The organism is Bacillus sp. 5w2 (genome assembly GCF_054353775.1).
In genome coordinates this window covers 103348-128688 of sequence record NZ_JBTIWT010000001.1, presented here as the reverse complement: position 1 = coordinate 128688, position 25341 = coordinate 103348, and the positions used below count along the sequence as shown (strand labels likewise).

The window sequence follows — 25341 nt, the reverse complement described above, 5'->3', positions numbered from 1 at the left end:
TTTTGTTTTATAATTGCTTGCTTTATTTCAGCCATATCTGATTTGAAAGACAGTAAAAAACATCAAGAATGAATAAAGTTTATTTGGTACGATATGGATAAATTAAATAAGGGGGAATTAGATGTATCAAGTAAAGGGGTATTTTTCATCGTTAAAAGGAAGTCCTTATGAAATCGGTAAGCAACAAGGGGAATTTGTGAAACAACATCCTTATCTCATTCCGCAATTTATACAGAAAGAAAACTTAATATCGCACCACCATTGGACAGAATCTAGGAATATATTACATAAATATTGTCCAGGAATTAATGAAGAGATTGAAGGGTTTTGTGAAGTTTTAAAAATTCCATCTGAAAATATGATGTATTACTATCAAACATTATTAAAAGCAGGTTGTAGCCATTGTGCCGTTTTACCTAAAAAGACAGATTTAAAGCATACTTATGTATTAAGAAACTATGATTTGTCACCAGTAATAGATGATATGCGCTTTTGTTCGACTCATGTTGAAGGTGCATATGCACATAGTGGCTTTTCTACTCAATATTTTGGCCGAACGGAAGGAGTTAACGAGCATGGATTATCTGTTACATTTTCAGCATGTGGCCAACCGGTAGGAAATATTGCGGGTTTAAGAAAGCCAGCGGTAAGTGGTTTACAATGTTTTGCGGTCATTAGAGTATTATTGGAGAAATGCAAAAATGTGCAGGAGGCTAAGTCACTAATAGAAGACATACCAATTGCTAGTAATATTAATCTAATAGTAGCGGATCCTTTAGATGCAGCACGTATTGAAATATTTGACGGATATAAATCAATAATCACAATTGATGAGGAAAGCCAAGATTTTATAATATCAACAAACCATGCGGTCAGTTTACCTATTCAAAAATTGAATAATAGGAGATTAGAACAATCTACAAACAGATATCACACATTGTATGAACATTTAAATCGAAATGAACAAGTGAGTATGGAGTCTTTAAAAGGATTAGTAGAAAAAGAATATCCAGCCGGGCTGTCTGTGCATAATTATGAAGAATGGTTTGGAACTTTACATTCTGTATTATTTGATTTACATGAATGCACAATGAACATTTGTTTCGGATCACCGCTGTTAAATGACTGGTACTCGTTGGAGGTTGGAGGGAGTCTTCCTTTTTCAGAGGTGAATGTAAACTTCGAAAATAAAACGTATACTGATTTTTGGAGAGAAGAGAATAATAAATTGATTCCAAAAGGATAAATGGGATAAGATGGTAGTAACGAAGGGGTTATTTATACTGGAGGGATTACCGATGCTAAAAATTTTGTTAACGATTGTTCTTATCATTTTTCTAGCCGTTTCCATGTATATTGCGTATCAAAAAAGAAAAAAAGCAGAAATAAAAGGATTGAAGAGTGCATTAACTTCAATTTGTTTCTTTTCACTTACAATTTTTAATTTGTTTGCATACTGGTTTCATTTTGGCGGTATTTTGACAGTGTTATTTTCAATTGTATTATTGTTAGTCGGGGCTTATTTTACAAAGTATATTCCAATTTCCAAAAAGGTACACTAAAATTTATAGGTAATACTTTATTTCATTATGAAAAGAGATTATTCTACTAGGTCGTTATGAAACGACTTCATAGGATAATCTCTTTTGTTCGTTTAATTTTGTAAAGAATGCACGGTTAGTTTCAATTGCTTAATGAATTCTCGAGTTGCAGCGCACATATATTTATCTTTGCGATAAATAAGTCCTATATCTATAGTTGGAGTAGGATTTTCTATTTTAATAGCTTGAATATTTTCATTTTGTAAAAAGTCTATATACGGTTTGGGTAATACTGTAATTCCCATTCCTTTTGAGACCATTTGGATTAAAGATTCCATCGTACTAATTTCTAAAATTGGTTTTGGTTTAAAGTTGAATTTTTGACAATGAGATGTAATTAATTCAGTTAAATAGAAATTTTTAGGTAAAAGAATTAAAGGGTAGTTCTGTAATTCAGCGATAGATACATGGTCATGTTCAGTTAATTGATGACCGGTTGGTACGACTAATGTAAGTTCACTTTTGTATAGGGGGATAGAAATAATCTCTTTATCGTGCACCGGGAGAAAAGTAATGCCGATATCTAGTTCGTTTTGTAATAATTTTTCACGAATATCTCCTGTACGAAGCCCTAATACAGAAAGTTCTATATTGGGATATAAACTATTGAAATTTAAAATAGCTGGTGGTAATAAATAATTCACGACGGTTAACAATGATCCTATTGTTAACGAACCTTGCTGTAATCCGTTTAAGTCTTGAATAGCAGAACGTGCTTGTTCGACTTCATGAAAAATGGTTGTACTATGTAATAATAAAATCCTTCCTGCGTCAGTTAAAGATATTTTTTTACCAATGCGATCGAAAAGAGGCATTCCTACTTCATGTTCTAATGCACGTATTTGTTGACTTAGTGAAGGCTGTGAAATATTTAATCTCTCAGCTGCTTTTGTGAAATGTAATTCTTTTGAAACAGCTAAAAAATATTCAAGTTGTCGTAATTCGATTGGGATCACCTCAAGTTTAATGATAGGTTATACCTATCATTATTATATAAATAATTGGATTGAACAATGGTTTTGTGGAGCTTATAATCATTTTATTAGAGAGGAATTGAAGAGCATTTGAAGTAAGGATAGATAAGTATTGGAGCAAGGATATTTGACAGCTATTACATTTTCTGACCTTTTGTCATTTTTAAAAAATAGACAGAGAGTTTGAAAGGATAGATTAATTTTTTGCAAAATTGTGGGTAAGTAAGAGGAGCGATTAAGGTGAATAAAGTATATGAGGTACTATCTTTAAATATAGGATTGCCTAAAGAAGTTATGTACGGAGGTAAGTTAATTCAAACAGGTATTAACAAAGTGGAAACAAAGGAGCCTATATTTTTATCTTTTTTAAAATTTAAAGGTGATGGTCAGGCGGATTTGGTTCATCATGGTGGAGTAGACAAAGCGGTTTGTGTGTATTCGGGAGAACATTATGGATATTGGGAAAAAGAGTTGAATCAAGACCTTGTATATGGAGCATTCGGAGAAAATATAACAATTAGTGATATGTGCGAAGAGGATGTTTGTATTGGTGATACATTTCAAATTGGAGAAGCAATTGTACAAGTAACGCAGCCGAGACAACCTTGTTTTAAATTAGCTAAGAAATACAATATTCCAAAGTTACCACTATATTTTCAAGAAACAGGATATACAGGGTTTTATTTTCGCGTATTAAAAGAAGGATGGGTATCACCTGCTGATACGTTAAAATTACTGAAGTCTGATCCAAAAGGTGTTACGGTAGCATTTGCTAATCGTATCATGCATAAGGAAAAACAAAATTTGGAAGGGCTAAAAAGGATCTTAGAAGTACATGCACTTTCTACTAGTTGGAGAAATACGTTTGAAAAACGAATGAGAGGAGAAGAAATTAATACAAAGGAGAGACTAGAAGGAAAAAAATAATAAAAAATATTTTTTTATAAATGGTGCATTTCTATTAGTAAAAAAGAAGTAGAACGCACTATTTTTATATAATAAACTTATTAATATTCAAAAATCTTAATATCGCTTTATTCGACTTACTTCCGAATAGTCAAAACATAAAATAAATTAGACATTTTTTTTAAGTTTTATGATAGTATATTGATTTGTAAGGCCTATTATGAGTAGGTCATATAACTATACCTAATTTAATGGAATTGACGTATGGAGGTACAACATGGGGAATGTTGAAAAATTTGCAACTCTTCTAATAGAAGAACCGAAAAGAGAGCAGTTATTTCCTTTATTTGAAGAAGTGTTTGGAATTACAAGTCAAACATTGAATGATTTTTCGGAGAAAGGGTATTGGGATGATACATATAAAGCTTTATCATTTTTACAAGAAGATAAAGTGATTGCAAATGTTGCGGTATTTTCGCTACCATTGCTAATCAATGGTGAAAGAATAAACGCAAAGGGTATTCAATCGGTAATGACGCATCCAGATTTTCGTAGACAAGGGCTAATGACACATTTATTGGAAAAGGTGATAGTGGAAATCGATAAACAATGTGATTGTACAATGTTGTTTACTGAAAACCCTGAATTATATGCATCATTTGGATTTAAAGTTGTACAGGAATATCTGATGAGTATACCATACGATAAAAATAATAATAACGATTCTCTGCTTAGAAAATTAGATTACTCTGATGAAGAGAATAGACAGTTAATACATGAAACGATCGATAGTAGCCAAAGGCTTTCAAATAAATTTGCAACTATAAACTTCCAGTCCTCATTTTACTTAAATATGTATGACGCGAAATGGAATGAGAAACTGTATTATTCAGAGAAACTAGATGCTCTAATTGTGTATGAAGTAGATAATGAAAAGTTGAAATTATATGGAGTGTTTGCACCAGTAATTCCAGTTTTAGATGAAATATGCGGGGAAATCTCTGAAAGATTTACAGAAATTGAATTTTACTTCTCTCCAGATCAATTAGGGATTGAGGATGTACAGTTTACTGAATTACAGTCTAGTAAGTATTTAATGGTTCGAAGTAATAAAGAATTAGATTTTAAAGGGTATAAATTCCCAGTATTAACGGAGTTTTAAATGTTTATATAGATGTTTTTGATGGAGACATAAGTATAAACACTATTAAAATAGGTTTGTACATGTGAAGTTCACCTGATAATAATGAATTTAAGATTAAATTTTGTAGTTTAACACATATAGATAAAAAAACCGTATTCTTTCTATTTAAGAATACGGTTTTTCTATTTGTGTAATACAAAGCACATTTATTGACCGAGAAGTCATTAATGCTTATCATTTAATAATGTTAAATATTAATTTGCATAATATAATAGAAGTAATAAAAAAATCATAAATAATATGGCTTAAGTAAGGAGGGTAAGAATTATTAATTGGTAATTTCATAGGAAAAGGAGATTATGTATGAAATCATTTCGTAAGTTATTACAGTATTTAAAACCATACATGTTCTTCGCTATTATTGGACCGCTTTTTATGGTACTTGAGGTTGCGATGGACTTAATTCAACCGACTATTATGCAACATATTATTGATGTTGGGATAGCGAATCGAGATATGAATTATGTAATAAAAATGGGGCTTCTAATGATAGGAGCAGCAGCACTTGGTTTAGTTGGAGGACTTGGGTGTATGATGTATTCTACAAAAGCAGCTGTGAATTTCGCTACAGACATACGAAAAAATGTATTTGCGAAAATAGAAACATTTTCTAGTGAAAATCGTGATTCATTTGGAACTGGGAAATTATTAACGATTGTGACAAATGATGTTACTTCTATTCAATCGGCGATGACGATGACATTACGTGTTCTTGTTCGTGGTCCTTTGTTATTTATCGGAAGTATAATCATTGTTTTTGTAACAGCGCGTGAGTTATTTCCTATATTACTCGTAGTCGTTCCAATTTTATTACTTGCCATTATATTTATTGCAAGTAAAGCCAGTGGGACGTTCAAAAGGGTGCAAGAAGCATTAGATAAAGTGAATACAAAGTTACAAGAAAATTTATCTGGTGTACGTGTTATTAAAGCGTATGTAAGACAAAAATATGAGATCACTCAGTTTGGAAATGTTAATACAAATTTAACGAAGATAAATATTCGAGCGGTGCAGCTTATTTCCTTAATGATGCCAATCATTATGTTAGTTGTAAGTGGAGGAATCGTCGCAACATTATGGATTGGTGGAGAAAAAGTATTCAATGGAACTCTTCAAGTAGGAGCTATATTAGCGTTTATAAACTATTTGAACATTATATTAATGTCACTTATGTCTATAAGTATGGTATTTATGCAAATCGCGCGAGCATTTCCGTCTGCGGATCGTGTACAGCAAGTTTTAAATACTGAGGTTGATATTATGAACGAAACAAATGCGCTTGTACCTAAGCAAATTGAGGGGCATATTGACTTTAAAAATGTTAGTTATAGTTACACGAAAAATAATGAATATGTTTTAAAAGATATTTCATTTCGCATATGTAAAGGTGAAAAAGTAGGGATTATCGGTTCTACAGGAAGTGGTAAATCTACTTTAGCAAAACTGTTACCGCGTTTATACGATGTTGATCAAGGTGAAATATGCATTGATGGAATAAATGTTAAGGCATACGATTTACAAAAACTTCGTGGTTCAATAGGTTTTGTACCTCAAAAGGCATTGTTGTTTTCAGGTAGTATAGAAGAGAACCTGCGTTATGGTAAAGAAGATGCAACAAGTGACGAACTGGAAGTAGCGGCTTCATCAGCTTGTGCAACGGAGTTTATTAACAAGCTGGAAGATTCTTATCAATATCATTTAACACAAGGTGCAACGAATTTATCAGGTGGACAAAAACAACGTGTATCAATTGCAAGAGCACTTGTGAGAAAGCCATCTATTCTTGTATTAGATGATTCTACATCAGCAGTTGATGCTAAATCAGAATCTAACATTCAATCGGCATTAAGAAAAGAATATAAAGGAACAACGACATTATTAATTGCCTCTAAAATCTCATCAATAATAGATGCTGATAAAATTCTCGTTTTAGATAACGGTGAATTAGTTGGTGATGGTACACATGAAGAACTGTTAGAACAATGTGAGGTATATCAAGAAATCTATCTTTCCCAAGGTGGTAATTTACATAAAGAAGGTGGGAAAGAACATGCGTAATTTTCAAGGACAATTTGCTAATAAAGGTGGACGTAACGCGCCTAAGATGGGTAAAGCTAAAAATACGAAAGGAACTGTAATGCGAGTATGGAACTATATGGGGTATCAAAAGGCTGCTCTTACGTTCGTTATATTTTTAGTATTTGTTACGACGTTACTTGGGCTATTAGGTCCGTATTTAATGGGAGTAATTATAGATCAATATATTGTACCGAAAGATTTAAGCGGTACGGCGAGAATGTGCTTGTTACTTATTGCGATTTACGGTGTAACGGTATTGTTAACATGGTTACAAACATTTGTCATGGTTAACGTTGCATTAAAAACGATACAAAAAATACGACAAGATATCTTTGAGAAAATCCAAACGCTTTCTTTACGGTTCTTTGATGTACGTTCTCAAGGGGATTTAATGAGTCGTGTGACAAATGATATAGATAATTTGAATCAAGCATTGACACAAAGTGTTGTACAAATTATTTCATCAGCATTAACCTTTATAGGTGTAACGATTGCGATGTTCGCATTAGATTGGGTTTTAGCGATTGTTACTTTAATTACAGTACCTATTATGTTTTTTGTTACAAAAAAACTAGTTGCTTATAGTGGTAAAAACTTTGCAAAGCGTCAAAAAGATTTAGGAGAATTAAATGGATTTATTGAGGAAGCTATAACAGGAGCGGATGTTACAACGTTATACGGGAAAGAAAAAGAAACCGTACAAAATTTCAATAAAATTAATGAACAACTAAGAGTTTCAGCAACGAAGGCGGATACATTTTCAGCTTTTATTTTTCCGAGTATGAATTTTATTAACAACTTAGGTATGGGACTTGTAATTGGGACTGGATCAGTAATGGTTTTAAATGGAATGACAACAGTAGGTGTCATTGCAGCTTTTATTAATTATTCTCGTCAATTCTCAAGACCACTCAGTCAATTCGCAACTTTAATGAATACGATTCAAGCGGCAGTTGCTGGTGGAGAACGTGTCTTTGAAATTATGGATGAAGTACCGGAAATCCAAAATAAAAAAGATGCATTCATTGTACAAAATTTACAAGGGCATGTTGCACTCGAGAATGTTTCATTTGGATATGAGGAAAATAAAACGATTTTAAAAGAAGTGAGTCTTAAGGCACAGCCAGGGGAGACAGTTGCTTTAGTTGGTCCAACCGGATCGGGCAAAACCACAATCATTAACTTGCTAACGCGCTTTTACGATATACAGCAAGGGCAAATTCATATCGATGGAAAAAATATTAAAGATTATGATATTAATTCGTTGCGAAGTAAAATAGGAGTAGTTTTACAAGATACGTATTTATTTGCTGGGACGATTATGGATAATATCCGTTATGGTCGATTAGATGCTAGTGATGAAGAAGTAATTAATGCAGCTAAGGCAGCATCTGCACATTCTTTCATAAAGCATTTACCGAATCAATATGAAACAAAAATTGCTTCAGAAGGATCGAATTTAAGTCAAGGACAGAAACAACTTCTTGCGATTGCAAGGGCAATTTTAGCGGATGCAGATATATTAATTCTCGACGAAGCGACATCTAATATTGATACGAGAACAGAATTACAAATTCAAGAAGGACTGAACAATTTAATGAGAGGTCGAACAAGTTTTGTAATCGCTCATCGACTGAAAACGATTGAAAAAGCAGATCAAATTCTTGTTATTAAAGATGGAAGTATTATGGAAAGAGGGAATCATGAATCTCTTATGGAAGATAGAGGATTTTACTTTGATCTGTATACGAGTCAGTTTAAAATATAATAAGAACTTTGATATGGTGCGGTTTCTCTAGGAAGGAGAAACCGCATTTTTATATTTGCAAACATTACTATCCAAATAGTCATTCACTAAATGTTTTAACTGCGTCTTCTTGTGTCTTAGGTAAAACTTGCGACTAGTGATGTAAGATTATGAAAACGTCTTTATGACCCAACTGTTCACTTACAATCTTTGGATGTACACTTTGTTTCAAAAGTAGTGTTGCATGAGTATGACGTAAACCATGAAATCGACTTTTTAAAAATTTATATTTTATTAAATAAGCCATAAAAATATCTTGAAATCCACCGCGACAAACGCATTTACCTTTTTTGGTACTAACAACTAAATCACAATCCGTATACGTTTGACCAAGTCTTAATTTATCAGTGTTTATTATAATTTTATGTTTTTATAATGTTTCAATTATTTTTCATCAATTGAGACTAATCGTTTGGAACTTGAAGTTTTTGTATCTAGTACAATTATCCAGGTTTACAGTTTGACTAATAACGTGTAAAAAAGCGCTCGTTATAAGTGCTTTTTATTTGTATATAATAGTGAAATAATTGCACTTTGATTATATAACGGCAGTGGAACAAATAGAACGAATAACGGCAATCTTAACGACAATTTTACTATACATTTTAAAAAATCAATAGATAATGCAATTTGAGTTTTATAAAAAAAAGACACTGCTTTCAGTGTCCCAACTTACTACGAGAGTTTTATGAGGAAACTTAAATAGGTGAATTTAAGTTTCTCTATAATATAGGAAACTGTAATTAGAAAATCACTTATTTTTTAAAGGAGTTAATGGATATTTGTAAGTGCTGAAATCTTTATTAAAAATATCTTGTACTAATTGGATAGTTTCATGATCATAAAAACTATCGTATGTTGGGAGGCGTGGGAATAAAGGATCGGTAATATCAGCGTCTGCAAAATTACCTCTAAAAATCGCCCTGTCCTTCTGATGATGCCATGATTTGGTTAGTATGTGTAAAGGAGAAGTTTTGAATTGATATGTTTGTTCTAGATGTACAATTTCGGTAGAGAAATTTTCAAGGTAGATATAATTTGTAACAAACGCTTCTTCGCCGGGTACATACTGTGGTGTCAAATGTGGATCTACTTGTTCTAAATCAGTCATTTGTGATTTTAAGTAATAGAGATAGATTTTAAATGAAATAGGCTTACTACAAATGCTGTTACCATAATAAAAACCCCGAACGGGCTCCCATGCTGGGTTTTCTATGTATGGAGGAGCGATTAATGAGAAGAATGAACTTACAGCTCTTGTATACGGGTTTCTTACTAACTTATAGGTATCCTTTTCTTTTGAATATAAAGCTGCAGCTAATTCAATAAAGTAATCTGAGGAGTTTTTGTATATTTCATTTTCGTAATTATGGATGAAAGAATCGTATTTTATGGCTTGCTTAAATAAATTAATTTGATAAAAAAACCAATGTGCAAGAGAAGTACAACCACTTTTCTGGCTCCAAAATAAAATTAAAGGGAAGTTAGAATTGAAGTGGGGAACGCGCCTGTATTTAATAATATTTGCAAAAGACATTGTTAGCCTCCATTCAGTTATGTCAATTATTTTTAGTTTATGAATAAAGTACTTGGCATATGAACAAGAGAAGAGAAGTAGAATAGATAATTTAAAACAATATAATTTTGAAATGAAGGCGTTATTTTATAGAAATGTGAAAAGAGCACACAGAAAATGTGTACTCATAACAATCTAAATTATTATAGGGACCATGATATATCATCAAGGGCTTTATAAATATAACTATACATACGGTAAAAGAGATACTTTGGATTGTATTTTTGTTTCCAGTTCATAATAATCACCTCTCATACAAATAGTTTAATTATATTATACAGTTTCTAATTTGAATATTAAGAAAAAATGGTATGAATTGAGGTGAATTTAAACAAAATAGTTATATTAATTACAAAGCAGTTGGCTTTTGCTAACTGCTTCACTAACTGGGAGTTCTCTTTATGTAATTTAGATAAAGAAACTAGCCATTAAAAATATAGCTCCTATCAAAATTAGAGAATCAACTAAAATCAAGAACTGTTTTTTCTGTGGTTTTCGAAATTCCTTTATTAATCTAAAAACTGCACTAATTCCGAAACAGATGTATAACAAAATCATTATTGTTTTTAGCATTATTAGCACTCCTGATATATTGATAATTTAATTATATAACGAAAAAAATATTCATGTAAGTTTTTAACAAAATCCTTATTTGAGAGAAAAGGGATTAGTTTAGTTTTGATTCTGCTATTCCCCAACCAATTATAAAAAATAGGCCAAATATGCAATTATCAAACTAGCTACAGCGACTTTTTTCGATGTACCTTTTGGTGCAAAAATAGCCAAAACAATTGAGATAGGTATTAAAAAAGTATATAAATGTTTGAATGCATAGATAATAGATCAAAAAATACGATCAAAGTTAATAAAAATTTCATGTTGTCATAAACAAAGCACTTTTTCAGAAATAAAATATGGATGATTTCTGAAAAGGTTATAGGGTTTAATCCTATTTTTATTACTCAAGTGATGAGCTTAATTTTTAAGAAAGGAATGACTACATTATATGAAAGCTTGTCTAACAGGGTTGCAAATAAAAGAACAGCAACTTTTCGGCTGGTTCTCTAAAAGGGGGAAAGGAGAAAGATTAGGGACATCACTAAATGAGTTATGGCCATCGCCTATCTATATTATTGAAGGGATATTAAATTTTATTCAAAACAACCTAAAAAGAGCGCCTTTAAAAAGTGCTCTTTAAGGGAAAAGTGAGGTATGAAAAAGAAAATTAGGTTTTTTACTTCGAGATAATATATGACCATTGCATCATAATGTGACGATGAATAACAAAAGAACAGCTAGCAAAAGCTAGCTGCTCTCCAAATGGAATGAAGTGTGTATTTATATTAGGGTTTAGCTGCCCATATTTCTATTTCAATTTTAATTTCTGGTAATCCTAATTCTGAAATATATCCAATTGTCATTGCTGGGTATTCAGTATTAAATAATTGTTCCCATTCCAAATCCATGTGTTCCCAATCAATTTTTTCTGTTGCCCATATATTCACTTTTATAATGTTCGCAGCAGTTAATTTTTCAGAATCTAAGACTTTACTTACATTTTTAAAAGTGTTACTGATTTGTTCATTCATACTTTCTGGGAATTGACCGTCCTGATTCATCCCGATCTGTCCTGATGACACAAATAACTCTGCGTTTCTAGGGATTTTAGTAATATGTGTATAGTTTCCTACTGGTTCTAGCATATTTGTTGGATTTTTTCTGGTGATTATTCCGTTTCTCATATATTTCACCTCATCATAAAAAATAACTGCGGTTTCTTCTATATCATTTTTAGACACACTTCATCCTATAAAAATGATTTTAGAAAAAAACAGCAGTCGAGTACCCATATCCATTTGATAAAAAATTCATTGATTTTTTCTTCATGATTTTGGTACTCTCCTTTCTTTAAAACGATAAAGTGAAATGCTTATCTTAAATCATACGCGAATAATATCTCAATAGCAACCGGGGGTTAAAGGAAGGAGGATGAATAGTTTAAAATTGGAATAAAATAACCTTTATACGAAAACAAGGTCCTATCTTTATTATAAATAAAAAAGCTAGCTACTCGGTTCTCCAAGGAGGAACAAGGAGAAAATCTAATGTTACTTACATTATTGACAAAATATTGATTTTCATTTAAGGGGGTGTACTAATTATGTAGGTTACATGAGAAGTCCTATTAACATCCAGGCTGCCCCAATGAGAATTAAAGTTTCGAAGGTAATCCAAAACTTTCTTTTTTCTGGTTTTTGCAATTCTTTAATTACAGAAAATATGGCACTTATTCCTACAAGTGTGAAAAGAGCGATTCGGATTGTTTCAGTCATTTGTATCACCACCTAAGATTTGAATAGTTTAATTATATATTAATTACTATTTTATGGAAACTCAATAAAGTAATCCATTTATAAGTAAGTAGATCGAACGGGGCCGTATCGCATGAATCAATTTTCATTTTTTGAAGACATCGATGAAAAGGAGATGCGTAGACTTGTGGTGAAGGAGCTGAAAAACTACAAAACATGGTGCGTCCGGATGAAAAATCAAGAAGATCAGGAAAAACAGCGAAAAGAGAGTGTTTATAAGCTAGTACGTTTATACCTTGAAAAACTAGTTAAGCAAGGAGAAATAAAGGAGGCAGAAGAAGCGTAGAAAGAGATAAGGTGTTTGGAGTTTATTAGGAATATAATAGTGAAATAACTAATCGTAAATGTGAGGATACAACTTTGATTTGTATACGAGTCAGTTTAAAATATAATATAGTGCGGTTTCTCTAGAAAGGAGAAACCGCATTTTTATATTTATAAAGATAATTAGAAATATAGACTTGCAATTTTTTAGATACACGAATTGTTAACAAATACTAGCAACTTCAGTGACAGATGGAAGAATTAATTTACGTGGTATTGTAATAATCTCAAGAGCAATCTGTGCCGAATAGAGCAGTATTGGAGTTAACTCTAAAGCGTGAGTTAATAATAATATAAAGCTTGTTAAGATTGCAAAGCTTCCCCAAAAGAAACTTTTTGAAGTGTTGCGGAAATCTTTTATTAAGGAAAAGAAAGAAAAAAATGCTGTAACAATGAGAATCAAAAATTTATACTTATCAGCCATTAAACCCCTCCTAAAGAACAATAACTTATATTATAGCGTATTTTTTGTATTATAATAAAAAGATTTTGAAATAAATAGGTTAATGCCGCAACTTAAAATATTAGCTGTGGTTTTATTTATGAGTTCTTTGTTTTAGAAAATATATTATTTAGAATTAAAAATTAAACTAGTGCCCTAATTTTTGTTTGCTGGAGATGTACTGGATATTTGACCGGACAATAAGACGAGCTTTGAATATAGTAATAAAAAAAGGGGATGTTGAACAATGGCTAGATATAGTTTACATGGAGGGCACAATAGTATTGTGCAGGGTGCGAATTATGGAAATCGGAAAGAACACATTATGGATCGCCAAGTTAAGGATGCGGTTGTCGCTAAATTAAGAGCATTAGGGCATACAGTTTATGATGATACTGATGAGGTAGGGACAACGCAGGCACAAAATTTAAATAACATAGTATCAAAAACAAACTCACATGATGTAGACTTAGTAGTTTCATTTCACTTAAACTCATATGATACGAATGCTAATGGTGTTGAAGTATTGTATTATGACCAACAAGCATTATCAGCAAAGATAGCAGCGCAACTTTCAAAAGATATTGGCTGGTCAAATCGTGGTGCAAAGGAACGAAAAGATCTTTATGTGTTAGCGAATACGAAAGCACCTGCAATCTTAATTGAACTTGGATTTATCGATAATGAAGCAGATATGGCAAAATGGAATCCAGATAAGATTGCAAATTCAATTGTTTATGCATTAACAGGGCAATCTGGTGGGACAACTCCGCCATCCCAAAAAAATATCATTCAATCAGGAGCTTTTTCACCGTATGAAACACCTGATGTAATGGGAGCATTAACGTCCCTAAAAATGACAGCTAACTTCATCTTACAATCTGATGGTCTAACATATTTTATCTCTGAACCAACTTCAGATGCGCAACTTAAAGGTATGACGGATTACCTTGATCGTAAAGGCTGGTGGTATGAAGTTAAGTAAAGATTTGAGTTTAGTGGAACAGAATGTTTAAAAATCAATCGACCCTAAAAAGAGGATTGCTTATAATGAGTCATCCTCTTTTTTAATTTTTAATTCCGGACTAAAACTAAATAAGTAATGCATGTAAGTGGGATGTTCATTGAAAATATCATCTATATTTGTAAAATATACTTTTAATAAGAAAAAAATTTAGAATTTGAATTTAATTGACTACAATTGAAATAGCACTGAAAACTAATAAAACGGCCATAATGATGTTAAATGATGTAGTATGTTTTAATAAAAGTTTTTGGAACATGGAACCAAATAAACTCCAACTAAATGTACTCATTAAACCAACTACACCGAGAAATAATGAGAAAAGTAGATAACTTGAATATGAATTGTAGTAAGGGAGAATAAAGGTTGATACTACAGTTAGTCCGAATAGTATCCCTTTAGGGTTAATAAACTGAAGGGAAATCCCCACTAAAAATAAATTTTTATTATATTTTTCATCGGGATCTGTACTAGTTTTACTAGTGAGTATTTTAAAAGCTAAATATAGCATATATGCTACACCTAAGATTTTTAAAGGGAACTCGATTTTGGGTAGGATATTAATTAGTACAATATTAAAAAAACTACATAAGGAAGTGAGGATGAAAAACCCGAAAGCTACTCCGAAGCAAAATTGCATACTCCTTTTTAAACCATGTTGATTAGCATATGTCATAGCTAAAAAATTGTTAGGACCGGGTGTGAAGCTACTAATAAAAACAAATAACAAAAAAGAAAATATAGGCATTTCAAAACCCCCTAATTATTTAGTGTGTGTTATAATGACCGAAAAGAACAATATAACGTGTGCTTTTTATTATACATAACGGTCGTTATATTGTATATAGTGTAGGAGTGTTTCTTATGGAAGAAATTCAACTTATTTTGGCGAAAAATTTAAAAACAATACGAGAGAAAGAGAAAATGAGTTTGGAAAAGGTCTCGCAATTAACAGGTGTAAGTAAAACGATGATTGGACAAATTGAACGAGGAGAGTCAAGTCCAACATTAACAACGATATGGAAAATTGCGAATGGATTGAAAGTATCTTTTACTTCTTTAATCAATAATCCGCAACCAGATACGAAACTTGTTTTACGAAATGATGTTCAAGTATTATCAGAAGACAATGGGAGATATAAAGTGTATCCTTCTTTTCCTTTTCAAGATGATAGGAACTTTGAAATCTATATGGTTGAAATTGAAACAGAAGGGAAGTTAAGTTCGGAAGGCCATAAAGAAGGGACCGAAGAATTTATAACTGTGTTTGAAGGGGAATTGATAATTGAAATAAATGATTGTCAATATACATTAAATAGCGGAGATGCAATTCGATTTAAGGCAGATAGACCGCACTCTTATCATAATTTCGGAAGAACGCTAACTCGGTTAAGTATGACCATCTATTATCCAGCTGTATAAACTTGTTATTTCATCAAGAATATATAGAAATGTGTGTTGATAAACCATCTAAAAGAGATGGTTTTATTTTTTAAAATTCATAAAAAAAGACACTCGTTTGAGTGTCAACATAGTATTGCTCTCGCGTATAGGATTGGAGTATGTTTCTCAAATACGTTTTGAGATGGTTCGCATTTGAGAAACTGTCTTCATATTTAATGTAACATTGGTAGGAAGGAGTGTAAATTGATAATGTATATACGGAAAATTTAGTATAGATACTTTGTACTATGAATATAGTACAAAGTGTTTCTTATTGCATAATCACTGTCGTGAAGTTATTGAAATATAAGCTTTAGGAATGACGTAATAGTTACTATTTTAGCATTTAAGAATGATTATTATAAAAAAGAACGAATCATTTTTTAATCGATTCGTATAATTGTTAAAGAGGCACCTGTTGAACCGCCTCCAACTAAATTAACTACGGATAATACGCCGAATAGTTGAAGTGAAATTGTATTACCAGCAATTAAATTGCTTATTAAATTATTATTATAATTTGAAGTTGATATTGCGGGTGAAAAAATAGATCCGGGAAGTGGAATCGAAGAGTTTAATAGTAGCCTTGTACCAGCAAGTAGAGAAGTTGTTGTATTAACTTGATAGGTTAAATTATATCTTCCAGTAACAGGGATTGTAAATATATCATTTGTAGCGTTCACTGTAAAATTACTGAGACTTTGGTTATTAGAAAGTGGAATATTAGTTCCACCTAATATGACTGAAATGGGACCACCTAATGTATTATTAGCGAACATAGAGTTTGTTGTAATAATGGGTCCAGTAATGCCTGTGGGCCCAGTAGGACCTGTAAGTCTGTATGGAAGAATAATTTCAAGAGCCAGTGATAATAGTTCTTTTTTCATTCTTATCTTGAATATAAATCACCTCATTTTTAATTAGAACGTAACCGATTTAGTATTTTGAAATGGAACTATCATTTTATTATATTAATACTACTGGCTATAGCAACGGTAAAAAGTTTACTATATGTAAAAATCATTTGAGAATGAAAAAAGTAGTTATGGAATCCTTCTAAAATGATAGATGTATTATTTTGTTAATTAGTAAACAAAAATGTGGGATGAGGTATTTAAGTGAAGCGAGATAATAAATTATCAATAAATAAAGCTATGATAGAACCTGAAAACATTGGACCAACTTTTCCAGTTCTTCCCCCAATTTATATTCCGACGGGGCCAACTGGAATAACAGGTCCGACCGGCTTAACGGGAGTAACAGGGTCAACAGGGGTAACAGGGTCAACAGGGGTAACAGGCCCGACCGGAGTAACAGGCCCGACTGGTTTAACGGGGGCACCGGGAATAACAGGTGCGACTGGTATAACAGGATCACCGGGAATAACAGGCCCGACTGGTATAACAGGATCACCGGGAATAACAGGTGCGACTGGAATAACAGGTGCGACTGGTATAACAGGATCACCGGGAATAACAGGTGCGACTGGTATAACAGGATCACCGGGAATAACAGGCCCGACTGGTTTAACAGGGGCAACGGGTCCAACTGGAGTAATTGGACCAATAACAACAACTAATTTATTATTTTACACTTTTGCAGATGGAGAGAAACTTATATATACAGATTCAGATGGGCTAGCTCAATATGGTACAACTCACATATTATCTCCTGATGAGGTTTCTTATATTAATTTGTTTATTAATGGAATACTTCAACCACAACCATTATATCAGGTTAGTAATGGTCAGCTAACTTTATTGGATAATCAACCACCAACGCAAGGTTCTTCAATTATTTTGCAATTTATCATTATTAATTAAAAAAGACAGATTCTTAGATAAAAAGAATCTGTCTTTTTGTTCTACATTAAAGTAGTTAAACTAAGTGACGATAAATTCGATTGTAATTGGAATTCCGCCGTCTAATGCATCTCCGCCAGGAATTGTAATAGCACCGGTAGGTCCAGTAGTAACACTGGAGTTCACACTAGGTTGAAGAATGCCGTTTACATATAAGTTGTAATACGTAAAAGTCGGAAAAGCAGTTGCAGTAGTACCGGCATCATTTAAACAAGCTGTAGCAGCAATTGCAAAAGCTGCACCAGTTCCGGTTCCAGCTCCTAGTGTAGATGTGAATCTTCTAGATGCCATAAAGGGTTGAATAATAGGCAATTAATTTTCACTCCCTAAATTATTTTTTGAACAAAGTATGGGATAACTTGTCCAATATATTGTATGAAAGTTTTTGATAATAGAAACGGCTTCATGATAATAGAGGGAACACAATTTTAGTAAAGATATTGTTGTTTTGGTGGTTATATGCCAATGCTTAGTTTTTATACTCAAGTTAAAATGTGCTTTTGGACCTAAGAGATAAACGTGGAAAAATAAAATAAACTTTTAAGTTTAGGTGTTTAATCTAAGCAGTCAATTATTAAAAACATATAATTAATATGTGAGTCATGAACATAATTAAATAACATTTTAAAGTTTAATTATCATTCATGTTTCCTATTTTAAGTGAATGAAATCTATGCACAATTTTATAGTTCTTATAATAGGAAAATACTCAAATATAAGAAAGGTAAGGAGGAAATAAATGAAACATAATGATTGTTTTGGTCATAACAACTGCAATAATCCGATTGTTTTCACACCAGATTGTTGTAACAATCCACAAACGGTTCCAATTACTAGCGAACAATTAGGAAGATTAATAACTTTACTAAACTCTTTAATTTCGGCTATTGCAGCGTTTTTTGCAAATCCAAGTGATGCAAACAGATTAGCTTTACTCAACTTATTTACTCAACTACTGAATTTGCTAAATGAATTAGCACCTTCTCCAGAAGGTAATTATTTAAAACAATTAATTCAAAGTATTATCAATGTACTACAGTCTCCTAACCCAGACTTAAGCGAATTGCTTTCCTTATTACAACAATTCTACAGCGCACTTGCACCATTCTTCTTCTCTTTAATTATTGATCCTGCAAGTTTACAACTTCTATTAAACTTATTAGTTCAACTAATTGGTGCTACTCCAGGAGGAGGCCCAACAGGAGCAACAGGAGCAACAGGAGCAACGGGAGCAGGAGGCGCGACAGGAGCAACAGGTCCAACAGGAGCAGGAGCGACAGGCCCAACAGGTCCAACAGGCCCAACAGGAGACACAGGAGCAACAGGTCCAACAGGAGCAGGAGCGACAGGCCCAACAGGTCCAACGGGAGACACAGGAGCAACAGGTCCAACAGGTCCAACGGGAGACACAGGAGCAACAGGCCCAACAGGTCCAACTGGAGCAACAGGCCCAACAGGAGCAACAGGTCCGACAGGCTTAACAGGAGCAACTGGTGGCGGAGCTATTATTCCGTTTGCTTCAGGTACAACACCATCTGCGTTAGTTAACGCGTTAATTGCTAATACAGGAACACTCCTTGGATTTGGATTTAGTCAGCCTGGCATAGCTTTAACAGGTGGAACTAGTATCACATTAGCATTAGGTATAGGTGATTATGCATTTGTAGCACCACGCGATGGGGTTATTACGTCATTAGCAGGTTTCTTTAGTGCAACAGCTGCATTAGCTCCATTATCACCTGTTCAAGTGCAGATACAAATATTAACTGCACCTGCAGCAAGTAACACGTTTACAGTACAGGGTGCACCTCTATTATTAACACCAGCATTTGCAGTAATAGCGATTGGTGCTACATCATCAGGTATTATACCTGAAGCTATTCCAGTAACTGCTGGAGATAAAATACTACTGTATGTTTCGTTAACAGCGGCAAGTCCAATAGCTGCAGTAGCTGGATTTGTAAGTGCAGGTATTAATATCGTCTAGTTTGTCATAATGTCTGTTTGAAATTTGAACTGGCATTTGTATATAGCCCTTCCTAATTATATTAGGAAGGGCTATATTTTATGGGAAGATAGGTGATAAATCAATTGAGAAATCATTCTTTGTTAAGTTGGTATGAAAGAAAAAACAAAATTTATACTCTATTGTTTATGCATTAAGTTAAATGCTTTGAAAAATGACCTATAAACAAAAAAGATGAATTCTATTAAAAATAGAATTCATCCATAAAATAAACTTGTATACAAGGGAAGTAAGTTATTTATCGTGAGCGTTGAAATATTATTGTTTACATTCGAAATAAACTATTTGTTTTTATTACAGTTACATCCTTTTTTCTTTACATAGCCTTGTTCTGCTAAATCTCTTTGAGATTGGGAATTGGAAGATTGAGAATTCGAAGACTGAGAGGATGCTGATGAACTACTATTTTTATTATGAGAGTAGTTTTTTCGATAGTTATAATTACTCATAGTACTATCACCTCCAATTAAATATATAAATATTATATGTATGTACTCTATTAATTGTTACGATAAAAATAGGAATGGAGGATATACAATAAAAAAATCTCCCACGTATTTTTCGAGGAGATAAATAATTGTCTTTTAATGATATAAATTAATACCCCCAATAAAGAGGGTAATAATAAGAATCATGGTAGTATAGATTTTGTTGTTGAATAGGGAGCTGAGTTGGCTGATTTATCATTTCGCGGTTTTGATTACAGTTTGCTGGGGGACCAATTACTGTAGTGGATTGAATAGGGGATACCGCTTGTTTCCATTGTTGCTCATCGAGACAATAAGTATGAGCCATCATATTAGCGGGAGTTAATCTTAAAATATCAGAACCAAAAATAACTTCTGGGGTTGGGGCATCGAAAATAGCTAATAAATGAGTACCATCTGCTGTAGCAATTTCATAATGCCACCACGCTTGTGGAATGTTGGCAACTTGCCCTGGTTTTATCGGTAAGTTTAATATTTGGTTTGTAAAAGGATTAAGTAAAGAAACAACAGCAGATCCTGAAATACAGTAAACAAGTTCAGCTGCATTTTGATGAATATGTGGTTCTACAACATTTCCTGTACTTAAATAGATATCTAATAAAGAAGTGTTTTCTAAAGTATTTAATTGTTTTATGCCAAGTACGTTTATATAATTTTGGGCATCTTTCTTAAAAAAATTACTTTTACTTACATCATAAGTGAAATTAGTTGAGGGGGAAGTGTAGTCGATATTAGAAGTCATTGGTATTACCTGCCTTTCTTATATTTTCACACAATCTGAAATTAGGATATGAGTCTAGTTGTTGAAATGTGAAAACGCTGCTGCTTTTGGTTTGTACAAGGATAAAACTGTTCGTTTGTATGCAATATGATTAAATTAATGTCATTGCGAAAAAAGGTGCTGCTAATTACAATTAATATAAGTGATAGCGCTTTTTTATTATGGAATACAAGGGGAGTGCAGAAAATGAATCATACTATTTTAAAAGAGTTGGAAGATGAATTAACGAATTATTTTAAACCGTTTTTGAATGCACCTGCAACAATAGAAGAAATTCAATTTGCCGAAAGTGAAATGGGAATTTCGTTTCCAGATGAATTACGTAATCTTTATCTCGCACATAACGGTGAGGATAAATCAGGACCAGGTTTATTTTTTGGTTTGCCATTTCTCTCGTTAGATGAAGTTTTGGATGAGTGGAGAGTTTGGAAAAGAATTGAAGATGATGAGTTTTTTAATTTTGATGCATTTTCAATACCAACAGAATGTATTAGGGAAAGATATGTGAATCACAATTGGATACCTATTAGTAAAGATTATGGCGGTAACAATATAGGAATAGATATTGATCCGGATGAAAAGGGGGAAATGGGACAAGTTATTAATTTTGGACGAGATGAAGAAGTAAAATATGTAATTGCAAATAGAATTTCAGATTTGTTACTATTTATTTTACAAACGTTAAAAAATAAAAATTTCACCATTCACCAAGAAGAAGACTATATATATTGGGGTTATGGTGCTAACGATAATATACATTTTTTAGACGCTTTATTTAATATTGAATTACCTGTTTTACATCCTCAATTTATATTTCAATCTGAAAATAACGTGAAAGATTGGTACGATAGTTTAGATGAGAATTGGAGAAATATAGTGGGACCATCTGAACGTGCAGACAAGTTTATTAGAGAGAAGAGATTATATTTAGGTGGAAATGGAATAGAAGATATTAGTCCGTTACAGATGTGTACGGAAGTGAGAGAACTAATTTTATCTGGAAATGAAATTAAAGATTTAACAGGATTAGAACGAATGAATTCTTTAAAGAAGTTATATTTAGTTAAAAATCCGGTTCAAGATTTAACGCCAATATTACATTTACAGCACTTACAAGAAATGAATATAAAGAATACAAGGATAAATAATCTATCGGCACTTGTAGAAATAGCATCATTAAAAAAATTAGATATTTCACATACTAGTATTCAAGATTTTTCGTTACTACCGCAGTTTAAAAAGTTAGAATCGCTTACTGTACATATTTCAAATCGCGAGCAGCTCTATGCAATTTCAAAAGTAGACACTTTAAAGCATTTGTATATTTTAGGTTTAGAAAATGTTAGTGAATTGGATTTGCTTGTTTTGCAAAAATTAAATAAGTTAATAACAATTGAATTTGAAAATAGCATCATTGTTAATTTTAATTGCTTAAAACACAATTCGTCAATTCAAAATATAAAGTTGACAGATACAAAGGTAAAGGATGGAACCGCATTAGGTAAAATGAAAGGACTAAAGGAATTAGAATTAGATGGCGCAACAATTGATAACCTTAAAACGATTTGTTGTTCTCGTTCATTAGAAATATTTACAGGTTCGTTTGAAAAATTTTATATGTTAAAAGACTCATTTGAAAGAAAAATAGATTTTTCAAAAATAATTGGAGGAATGAGTGAAGAAGAAAGAGAAGTTTGGCATCAGCATGTAATGGATTAGAAAATAAATTATTTATCACTGAATGTCACATCCCTCGTTAATCGTTCGTCTTGTATGTAGAACGGATAAGGAGGGATTTTATTATGAATACATTTGATGTAGCAATTGTTGGCGGTGGGCTTGCTGGATTAACAGCATCTATATATTTAGCGAAAGCTGGAAGGAAAGTTATTGTATTGGAAAAATCCAGTCGCTTCGGTGGTCGAGGTATGACTGTAAATAAAAATGGCATTTGCATGAATCTTGGTGCACATGCTTTATACAGAGGAGGCGCAGCATTTTTAACTTTTAATGAGTTAGGTTTGAATCTTCCAGGGGGAATGCCATCTACAAAAGCACATGGAATATGGAAAGGGGATGTATTTACCATCCCCACAGATTTTCGCTCTATTTTAGCAACTCCACTACTTTCATGGTCTGCAAAAGTACAATTTTCGCGTCTTATGATTCATTTAGGGAATTTAGATGTAGGGGAAGTTCCGAAAATGAGTCTAACTACATGGGCAGAAAAAGAAATAAAAGATCCAATGGTTCGAAATATATTTTATGCGTTATGCCGAACGACAACATATACGTTTGCTCCTACAATGCAATTAGCATCATCTGTACTAAAGCAAATACAGCTGTCTATGAAAGAAGGAGTATTTTATGTAGATGGTGGTTGGGAGACGATAATAACAAAATTAAGAGATATAGCGAATAATCACGGGGTGCAATTTTCGGCTAATAAACATGTTTTGGAAATAGAGCATGACGAAGATAAACAAAGAATACATTGTTTTGACGATGAGTTATTTGAAGTAGGTACAGTCATCGTGACGACTCTACCAAAAGAGGCTTGTAAAATAATAAAAGGTGCAGAAGGAACAAGTTTGTATAGATGGAGTGAACAATCGGTACCGGTTACCGTTGCTGCATTAGATATTGGTTTAAGACGCTTAACCAACCCTACACATCAATTTGCATTAGGGTTAGATCAACCTATATTTTTCACGAATCAATCAAGAGCAGCCAAATTAAGTGAAGATGGAGCAATTGTAGTGAGTTTAATTAAGTACCATAATCCTATGCTAGAGATAAATCATTTTCATGATGATCAAGCACAGTTAGAAAATACGATGGAGTTGCTACATCCTAATTGGAAAAGAGAAGTTGTTGCAAAGCAATATTTACCGAAAATAACGGTAGTACATGATTTTCCTCATATTGACCGTGTTGAAAAACCGGGCCCTATTATACCTGAAATGCCAGGTGTTTACGTTGCAGGAGATTGGGCTGGGCATGATGAAATATTAGCTGATGCTGCGGTAGCAAGCGGGAAACGAGCAGCGTTACACATTTTAAAGCAATTAGAAAGTGAGGCAATTCATCATGGAAACGGAGCAATTATATGAAGCGTATCAACCATTATTATTTTCATTAGCATATAGAATCCTTGGGAGTGTTATGGACGCTGAAGATATTGTTCATGACGTATTTATCGCGATAAACAATACAGAGAATGTTCAATCTATAGAAAATATGAAAGCATATTTGTGTAAAATGGCGACAAATCGTTCAATTAATAAATTACGTTCGGTAGCGCATAAACGTAATGTATATGTAGGGATGTGGTTACCAGAGCCATTTGTGGAAGAGTCTGATGAGCCAGCAGAGTCATTTGTAATGAAAGAATCAATTTCTACGGCATATTTATTACTTTTACAACAACTGGCTGAGGTAGAAAGGGTTGTTTTCATATTAAGAGAGGTTTTCAGTTATGACTACGAGGAAATAGCTTCAATTGTTGATAAGAGTAGTGTGAATTGCCGGAAGATCTTTCAACGCGCACGAAAAAGTATTTTAGATAAGCCGAAGCAATCAACACTAAGTACGAAGAAAATGGCTGTCTATGTGGAAAAGTTTGTATCATCATTACAGTGTGGGGATGCAGAAGGCATGTTAGAAGTATTAAAAACAGATGCGATATTTAAAGCAGATGGTGGTGGTAAAGTTACAACTGCTATTAATCCGATTTATTCTGCAGATAAAATTATACGTTTGTTCTTTGGAATTGCAAAAAGATTGCCAGAAAAGCATAGTATTGATTTCAAAATAGTAAATGGTGCACCGGGCGTTATAGTTACAATAAATAATAAAGTGATGTATGTACTTTCATTCGCATTTGAGGATGAGAAAATCTCAAACATTTATATGATGGTTAATCCTGAAAAACTTATGCATTTAAATGTAATAGTATAAAAAAAGACGCATTTCTTTTGAATTGCGTCTTTTTTATTATTTCTCTAACATTTCAAGAGGTACATCTTTTTCGCCAGCTACCTCAAATTTAATTTCCCCGTCTTCTTCATAAATACGTGAAATAATCGGTATAGTAATCATTAATTTTTTATGCTGTTTTCGTTTTCTAGCAGCATCTAAGCTAATCACGTTCATTGTAAGCATCCTTTCTTCTAGAAATATATAAACAAAAGAAAATGCGTCCGGAAAGGGCGCTTAATTGAATTTGAAATACCGATTCATTTAATTGGGGGTTATATGATTTAATAACTGCAATTGAATTAAAAATAGTATGAATGGAATAATTGCACGTAGAAATTAACTTTACCAAAAAACGAAACAATATGCTATAAAAAATTTTAAATCTTTGTCATATAACGAGAAAAAGGTTTTCGTTTCGCATATAATGAAAGTAGACGGGCAGCAAGAGCTT

The 25341-nt window shown here is 32.7% G+C and carries 25 protein-coding genes; 14 read left to right on the top strand and 11 right to left on the bottom strand.

All coding sequences use genetic code 11. From position 1 onward, the window contains the following. Nucleotides 1-121: 121 nt before the first annotated feature. The gene (locus ACXY7N_RS00605; protein ID WP_353811335.1) at nt 122-1246 is read left to right on the top strand and encodes a C45 family autoproteolytic acyltransferase/hydrolase; all 1125 of its coding nucleotides are present in this window, start codon (nt 122-124) and stop codon (nt 1244-1246) included. A gap of 52 nt (nt 1247-1298) precedes the next feature. After that, entirely contained in the window at nt 1299-1562 is a 264-nt protein-coding gene (locus ACXY7N_RS00600; RefSeq protein ID WP_033660068.1) for a hypothetical protein, read from the top strand. A 92-nt stretch (nt 1563-1654) separates the two neighbouring features. On the opposite strand, the gene ACXY7N_RS00595 is transcribed toward ACXY7N_RS00600, so the two are convergent. Beyond that, entirely contained in the window at nt 1655-2557 is a 903-nt protein-coding gene (locus ACXY7N_RS00595) for a LysR family transcriptional regulator (RefSeq protein ID WP_353811334.1), read from the bottom strand. A gap of 312 nt (nt 2558-2869) precedes the next feature. On the opposite strand from ACXY7N_RS00595, the gene ACXY7N_RS00590 reads away from it, so the two are divergent. From ACXY7N_RS00590 to ACXY7N_RS00575, 4 genes are all read left to right on the top strand, one after another. Further along, nucleotides 2870-3502, top strand: coding sequence for an MOSC domain-containing protein (locus ACXY7N_RS00590; protein WP_048894659.1), 633 nt, complete (start codon nt 2870-2872; stop codon nt 3500-3502). Nucleotides 3503-3758: 256 nt separating this feature from the next. Next, nucleotides 3759-4643, top strand: a complete 885-nt coding sequence (locus ACXY7N_RS00585) for a GNAT family N-acetyltransferase (RefSeq protein WP_353811333.1) — start codon at nt 3759-3761, stop codon at nt 4641-4643. 345 nt (nt 4644-4988) lie between these two features. After that, nucleotides 4989-6743 (top strand): ABC transporter ATP-binding protein, encoded by a 1755-nt coding sequence (locus ACXY7N_RS00580; protein WP_353811332.1) that lies wholly within the window; start codon nt 4989-4991, stop codon nt 6741-6743. Next, nucleotides 6736-8532: an ABC transporter ATP-binding protein gene (locus ACXY7N_RS00575; protein WP_016134482.1), complete on the top strand. Its 1797-nt coding sequence runs from the start codon at nt 6736-6738 to the stop codon at nt 8530-8532. The genes ACXY7N_RS00580 and ACXY7N_RS00575 overlap by 8 nt, the downstream gene beginning before the upstream one ends. A 133-nt stretch (nt 8533-8665) precedes the next feature. Here the strand turns inward: ACXY7N_RS00575 and ACXY7N_RS00570 are convergent, their stop codons facing one another. From ACXY7N_RS00570 to ACXY7N_RS00555, 4 genes are all read right to left on the bottom strand, one after another. Next, nucleotides 8666-8926, bottom strand: a complete 261-nt coding sequence (locus ACXY7N_RS00570) for a tyrosine-type recombinase/integrase (RefSeq protein ID WP_223261060.1) — start codon at nt 8924-8926, stop codon at nt 8666-8668. 396 nt (nt 8927-9322) lie between these two features. After that, nucleotides 9323-10108: a sulfotransferase family 2 domain-containing protein gene (locus tag ACXY7N_RS00565; RefSeq protein ID WP_016134483.1), complete on the bottom strand. Its 786-nt coding sequence runs from the start codon at nt 10106-10108 to the stop codon at nt 9323-9325. 1382 nt (nt 10109-11490) lie between these two features. Next, nucleotides 11491-11889, bottom strand: coding sequence for a RidA family protein (locus ACXY7N_RS00560; RefSeq protein WP_033660146.1), 399 nt, complete (start codon nt 11887-11889; stop codon nt 11491-11493). 426 nt (nt 11890-12315) lie between these two features. Further along, entirely contained in the window at nt 12316-12480 is a 165-nt protein-coding gene (locus ACXY7N_RS00555; protein WP_016134486.1) for a hypothetical protein, read from the bottom strand. A 112-nt stretch (nt 12481-12592) separates the two neighbouring features. Here ACXY7N_RS00555 and ACXY7N_RS00550 point away from each other — a divergent pair, with 112 nt between their 5' ends. After that, nucleotides 12593-12805 carry a hypothetical protein gene (locus ACXY7N_RS00550; protein ID WP_082181394.1) on the top strand — a complete coding sequence of 71 codons (213 nt, stop codon included), beginning with the start codon at nt 12593-12595 and terminating at the stop codon, nt 12803-12805. 201 nt (nt 12806-13006) lie between these two features. Here the strand turns inward: ACXY7N_RS00550 and ACXY7N_RS00545 are convergent, their stop codons facing one another. Beyond that, nucleotides 13007-13267, bottom strand: coding sequence for a hypothetical protein (locus ACXY7N_RS00545; RefSeq protein WP_016087889.1), 261 nt, complete (start codon nt 13265-13267; stop codon nt 13007-13009). A gap of 265 nt (nt 13268-13532) precedes the next feature. On the opposite strand from ACXY7N_RS00545, the gene ACXY7N_RS00540 reads away from it, so the two are divergent. After that, nucleotides 13533-14270: an N-acetylmuramoyl-L-alanine amidase gene (locus ACXY7N_RS00540; RefSeq protein WP_016087888.1), complete on the top strand. Its 738-nt coding sequence runs from the start codon at nt 13533-13535 to the stop codon at nt 14268-14270. A gap of 202 nt (nt 14271-14472) precedes the next feature. Here ACXY7N_RS00540 and ACXY7N_RS00535 read toward each other — a convergent pair whose 3' ends face one another. Next, nucleotides 14473-15057 (bottom strand): LysE family transporter, encoded by a 585-nt coding sequence (locus tag ACXY7N_RS00535; RefSeq protein WP_016087887.1) that lies wholly within the window; start codon nt 15055-15057, stop codon nt 14473-14475. 59 nt (nt 15058-15116) lie between these two features. Here ACXY7N_RS00535 and ACXY7N_RS00530 point away from each other — a divergent pair, with 59 nt between their 5' ends. Then, nucleotides 15117-15731 carry a helix-turn-helix domain-containing protein gene (locus ACXY7N_RS00530; RefSeq protein WP_098404987.1) on the top strand — a complete coding sequence of 205 codons (615 nt, stop codon included), beginning with the start codon at nt 15117-15119 and terminating at the stop codon, nt 15729-15731. Nucleotides 15732-16135: 404 nt separating this feature from the next. On the opposite strand, the gene ACXY7N_RS00525 is transcribed toward ACXY7N_RS00530, so the two are convergent. Further along, nucleotides 16136-16639, bottom strand: coding sequence for a BclA C-terminal domain-containing protein (locus ACXY7N_RS00525; RefSeq protein ID WP_016134488.1), 504 nt, complete (start codon nt 16637-16639; stop codon nt 16136-16138). Between the two features lie 231 nt (nt 16640-16870). Between ACXY7N_RS00525 and ACXY7N_RS00520 the strand changes: the two genes are divergently transcribed. Further along, complete coding sequence (locus ACXY7N_RS00520; RefSeq protein WP_488592224.1) at nt 16871-17575, top strand: DUF4183 domain-containing protein; 705 nt, start codon at nt 16871-16873, stop codon at nt 17573-17575. 60 nt (nt 17576-17635) lie between these two features. Here the strand turns inward: ACXY7N_RS00520 and ACXY7N_RS00515 are convergent, their stop codons facing one another. Next, complete coding sequence (locus ACXY7N_RS00515) at nt 17636-17926, bottom strand: DUF4183 domain-containing protein (RefSeq protein ID WP_001121647.1); 291 nt, start codon at nt 17924-17926, stop codon at nt 17636-17638. Nucleotides 17927-18353: 427 nt separating this feature from the next. Here ACXY7N_RS00515 and ACXY7N_RS00510 point away from each other — a divergent pair, with 427 nt between their 5' ends. Beyond that, a complete protein-coding gene (locus tag ACXY7N_RS00510; protein ID WP_016087882.1) occupies nt 18354-19601 on the top strand; it encodes an exosporium glycoprotein BclB-related protein in 1248 nt (415 codons plus the stop codon). A gap of 636 nt (nt 19602-20237) precedes the next feature. Here the strand turns inward: ACXY7N_RS00510 and ACXY7N_RS00505 are convergent. Next, nucleotides 20238-20870 (bottom strand): cupin domain-containing protein, encoded by a 633-nt coding sequence (locus ACXY7N_RS00505; RefSeq protein WP_016087880.1) that lies wholly within the window; start codon nt 20868-20870, stop codon nt 20238-20240. Between the two features lie 225 nt (nt 20871-21095). Here ACXY7N_RS00505 and ACXY7N_RS00500 point away from each other — a divergent pair, with 225 nt between their 5' ends. The 3 genes from ACXY7N_RS00500 to ACXY7N_RS00490 all read left to right on the top strand — a co-directional run bounded on the left by ACXY7N_RS00500 (nt 21096) and on the right by ACXY7N_RS00490 (nt 24869). After that, nucleotides 21096-22628 (top strand): SMI1/KNR4 family protein, encoded by a 1533-nt coding sequence (locus tag ACXY7N_RS00500; protein ID WP_454496953.1) that lies wholly within the window; start codon nt 21096-21098, stop codon nt 22626-22628. Nucleotides 22629-22711: 83 nt separating this feature from the next. Continuing rightward, on the top strand, nt 22712-24022 hold the full coding sequence (locus tag ACXY7N_RS00495; RefSeq protein ID WP_016134493.1) for a phytoene desaturase family protein: 1311 nt from the start codon (nt 22712-22714) through the stop codon (nt 24020-24022). Next, a complete protein-coding gene (locus tag ACXY7N_RS00490) occupies nt 24000-24869 on the top strand; it encodes a sigma-70 family RNA polymerase sigma factor (RefSeq protein WP_488592223.1) in 870 nt (289 codons plus the stop codon). Before ACXY7N_RS00495 ends, ACXY7N_RS00490 begins: the two co-directional genes overlap by 23 nt. Nucleotides 24870-24905: 36 nt before the next feature. Here the strand turns inward: ACXY7N_RS00490 and ACXY7N_RS00485 are convergent, their stop codons facing one another. Beyond that, nucleotides 24906-25064 (bottom strand): hypothetical protein, encoded by a 159-nt coding sequence (locus ACXY7N_RS00485; RefSeq protein WP_001100983.1) that lies wholly within the window; start codon nt 25062-25064, stop codon nt 24906-24908. Between the last annotated feature and the right edge of the window lie 277 nt (nt 25065-25341).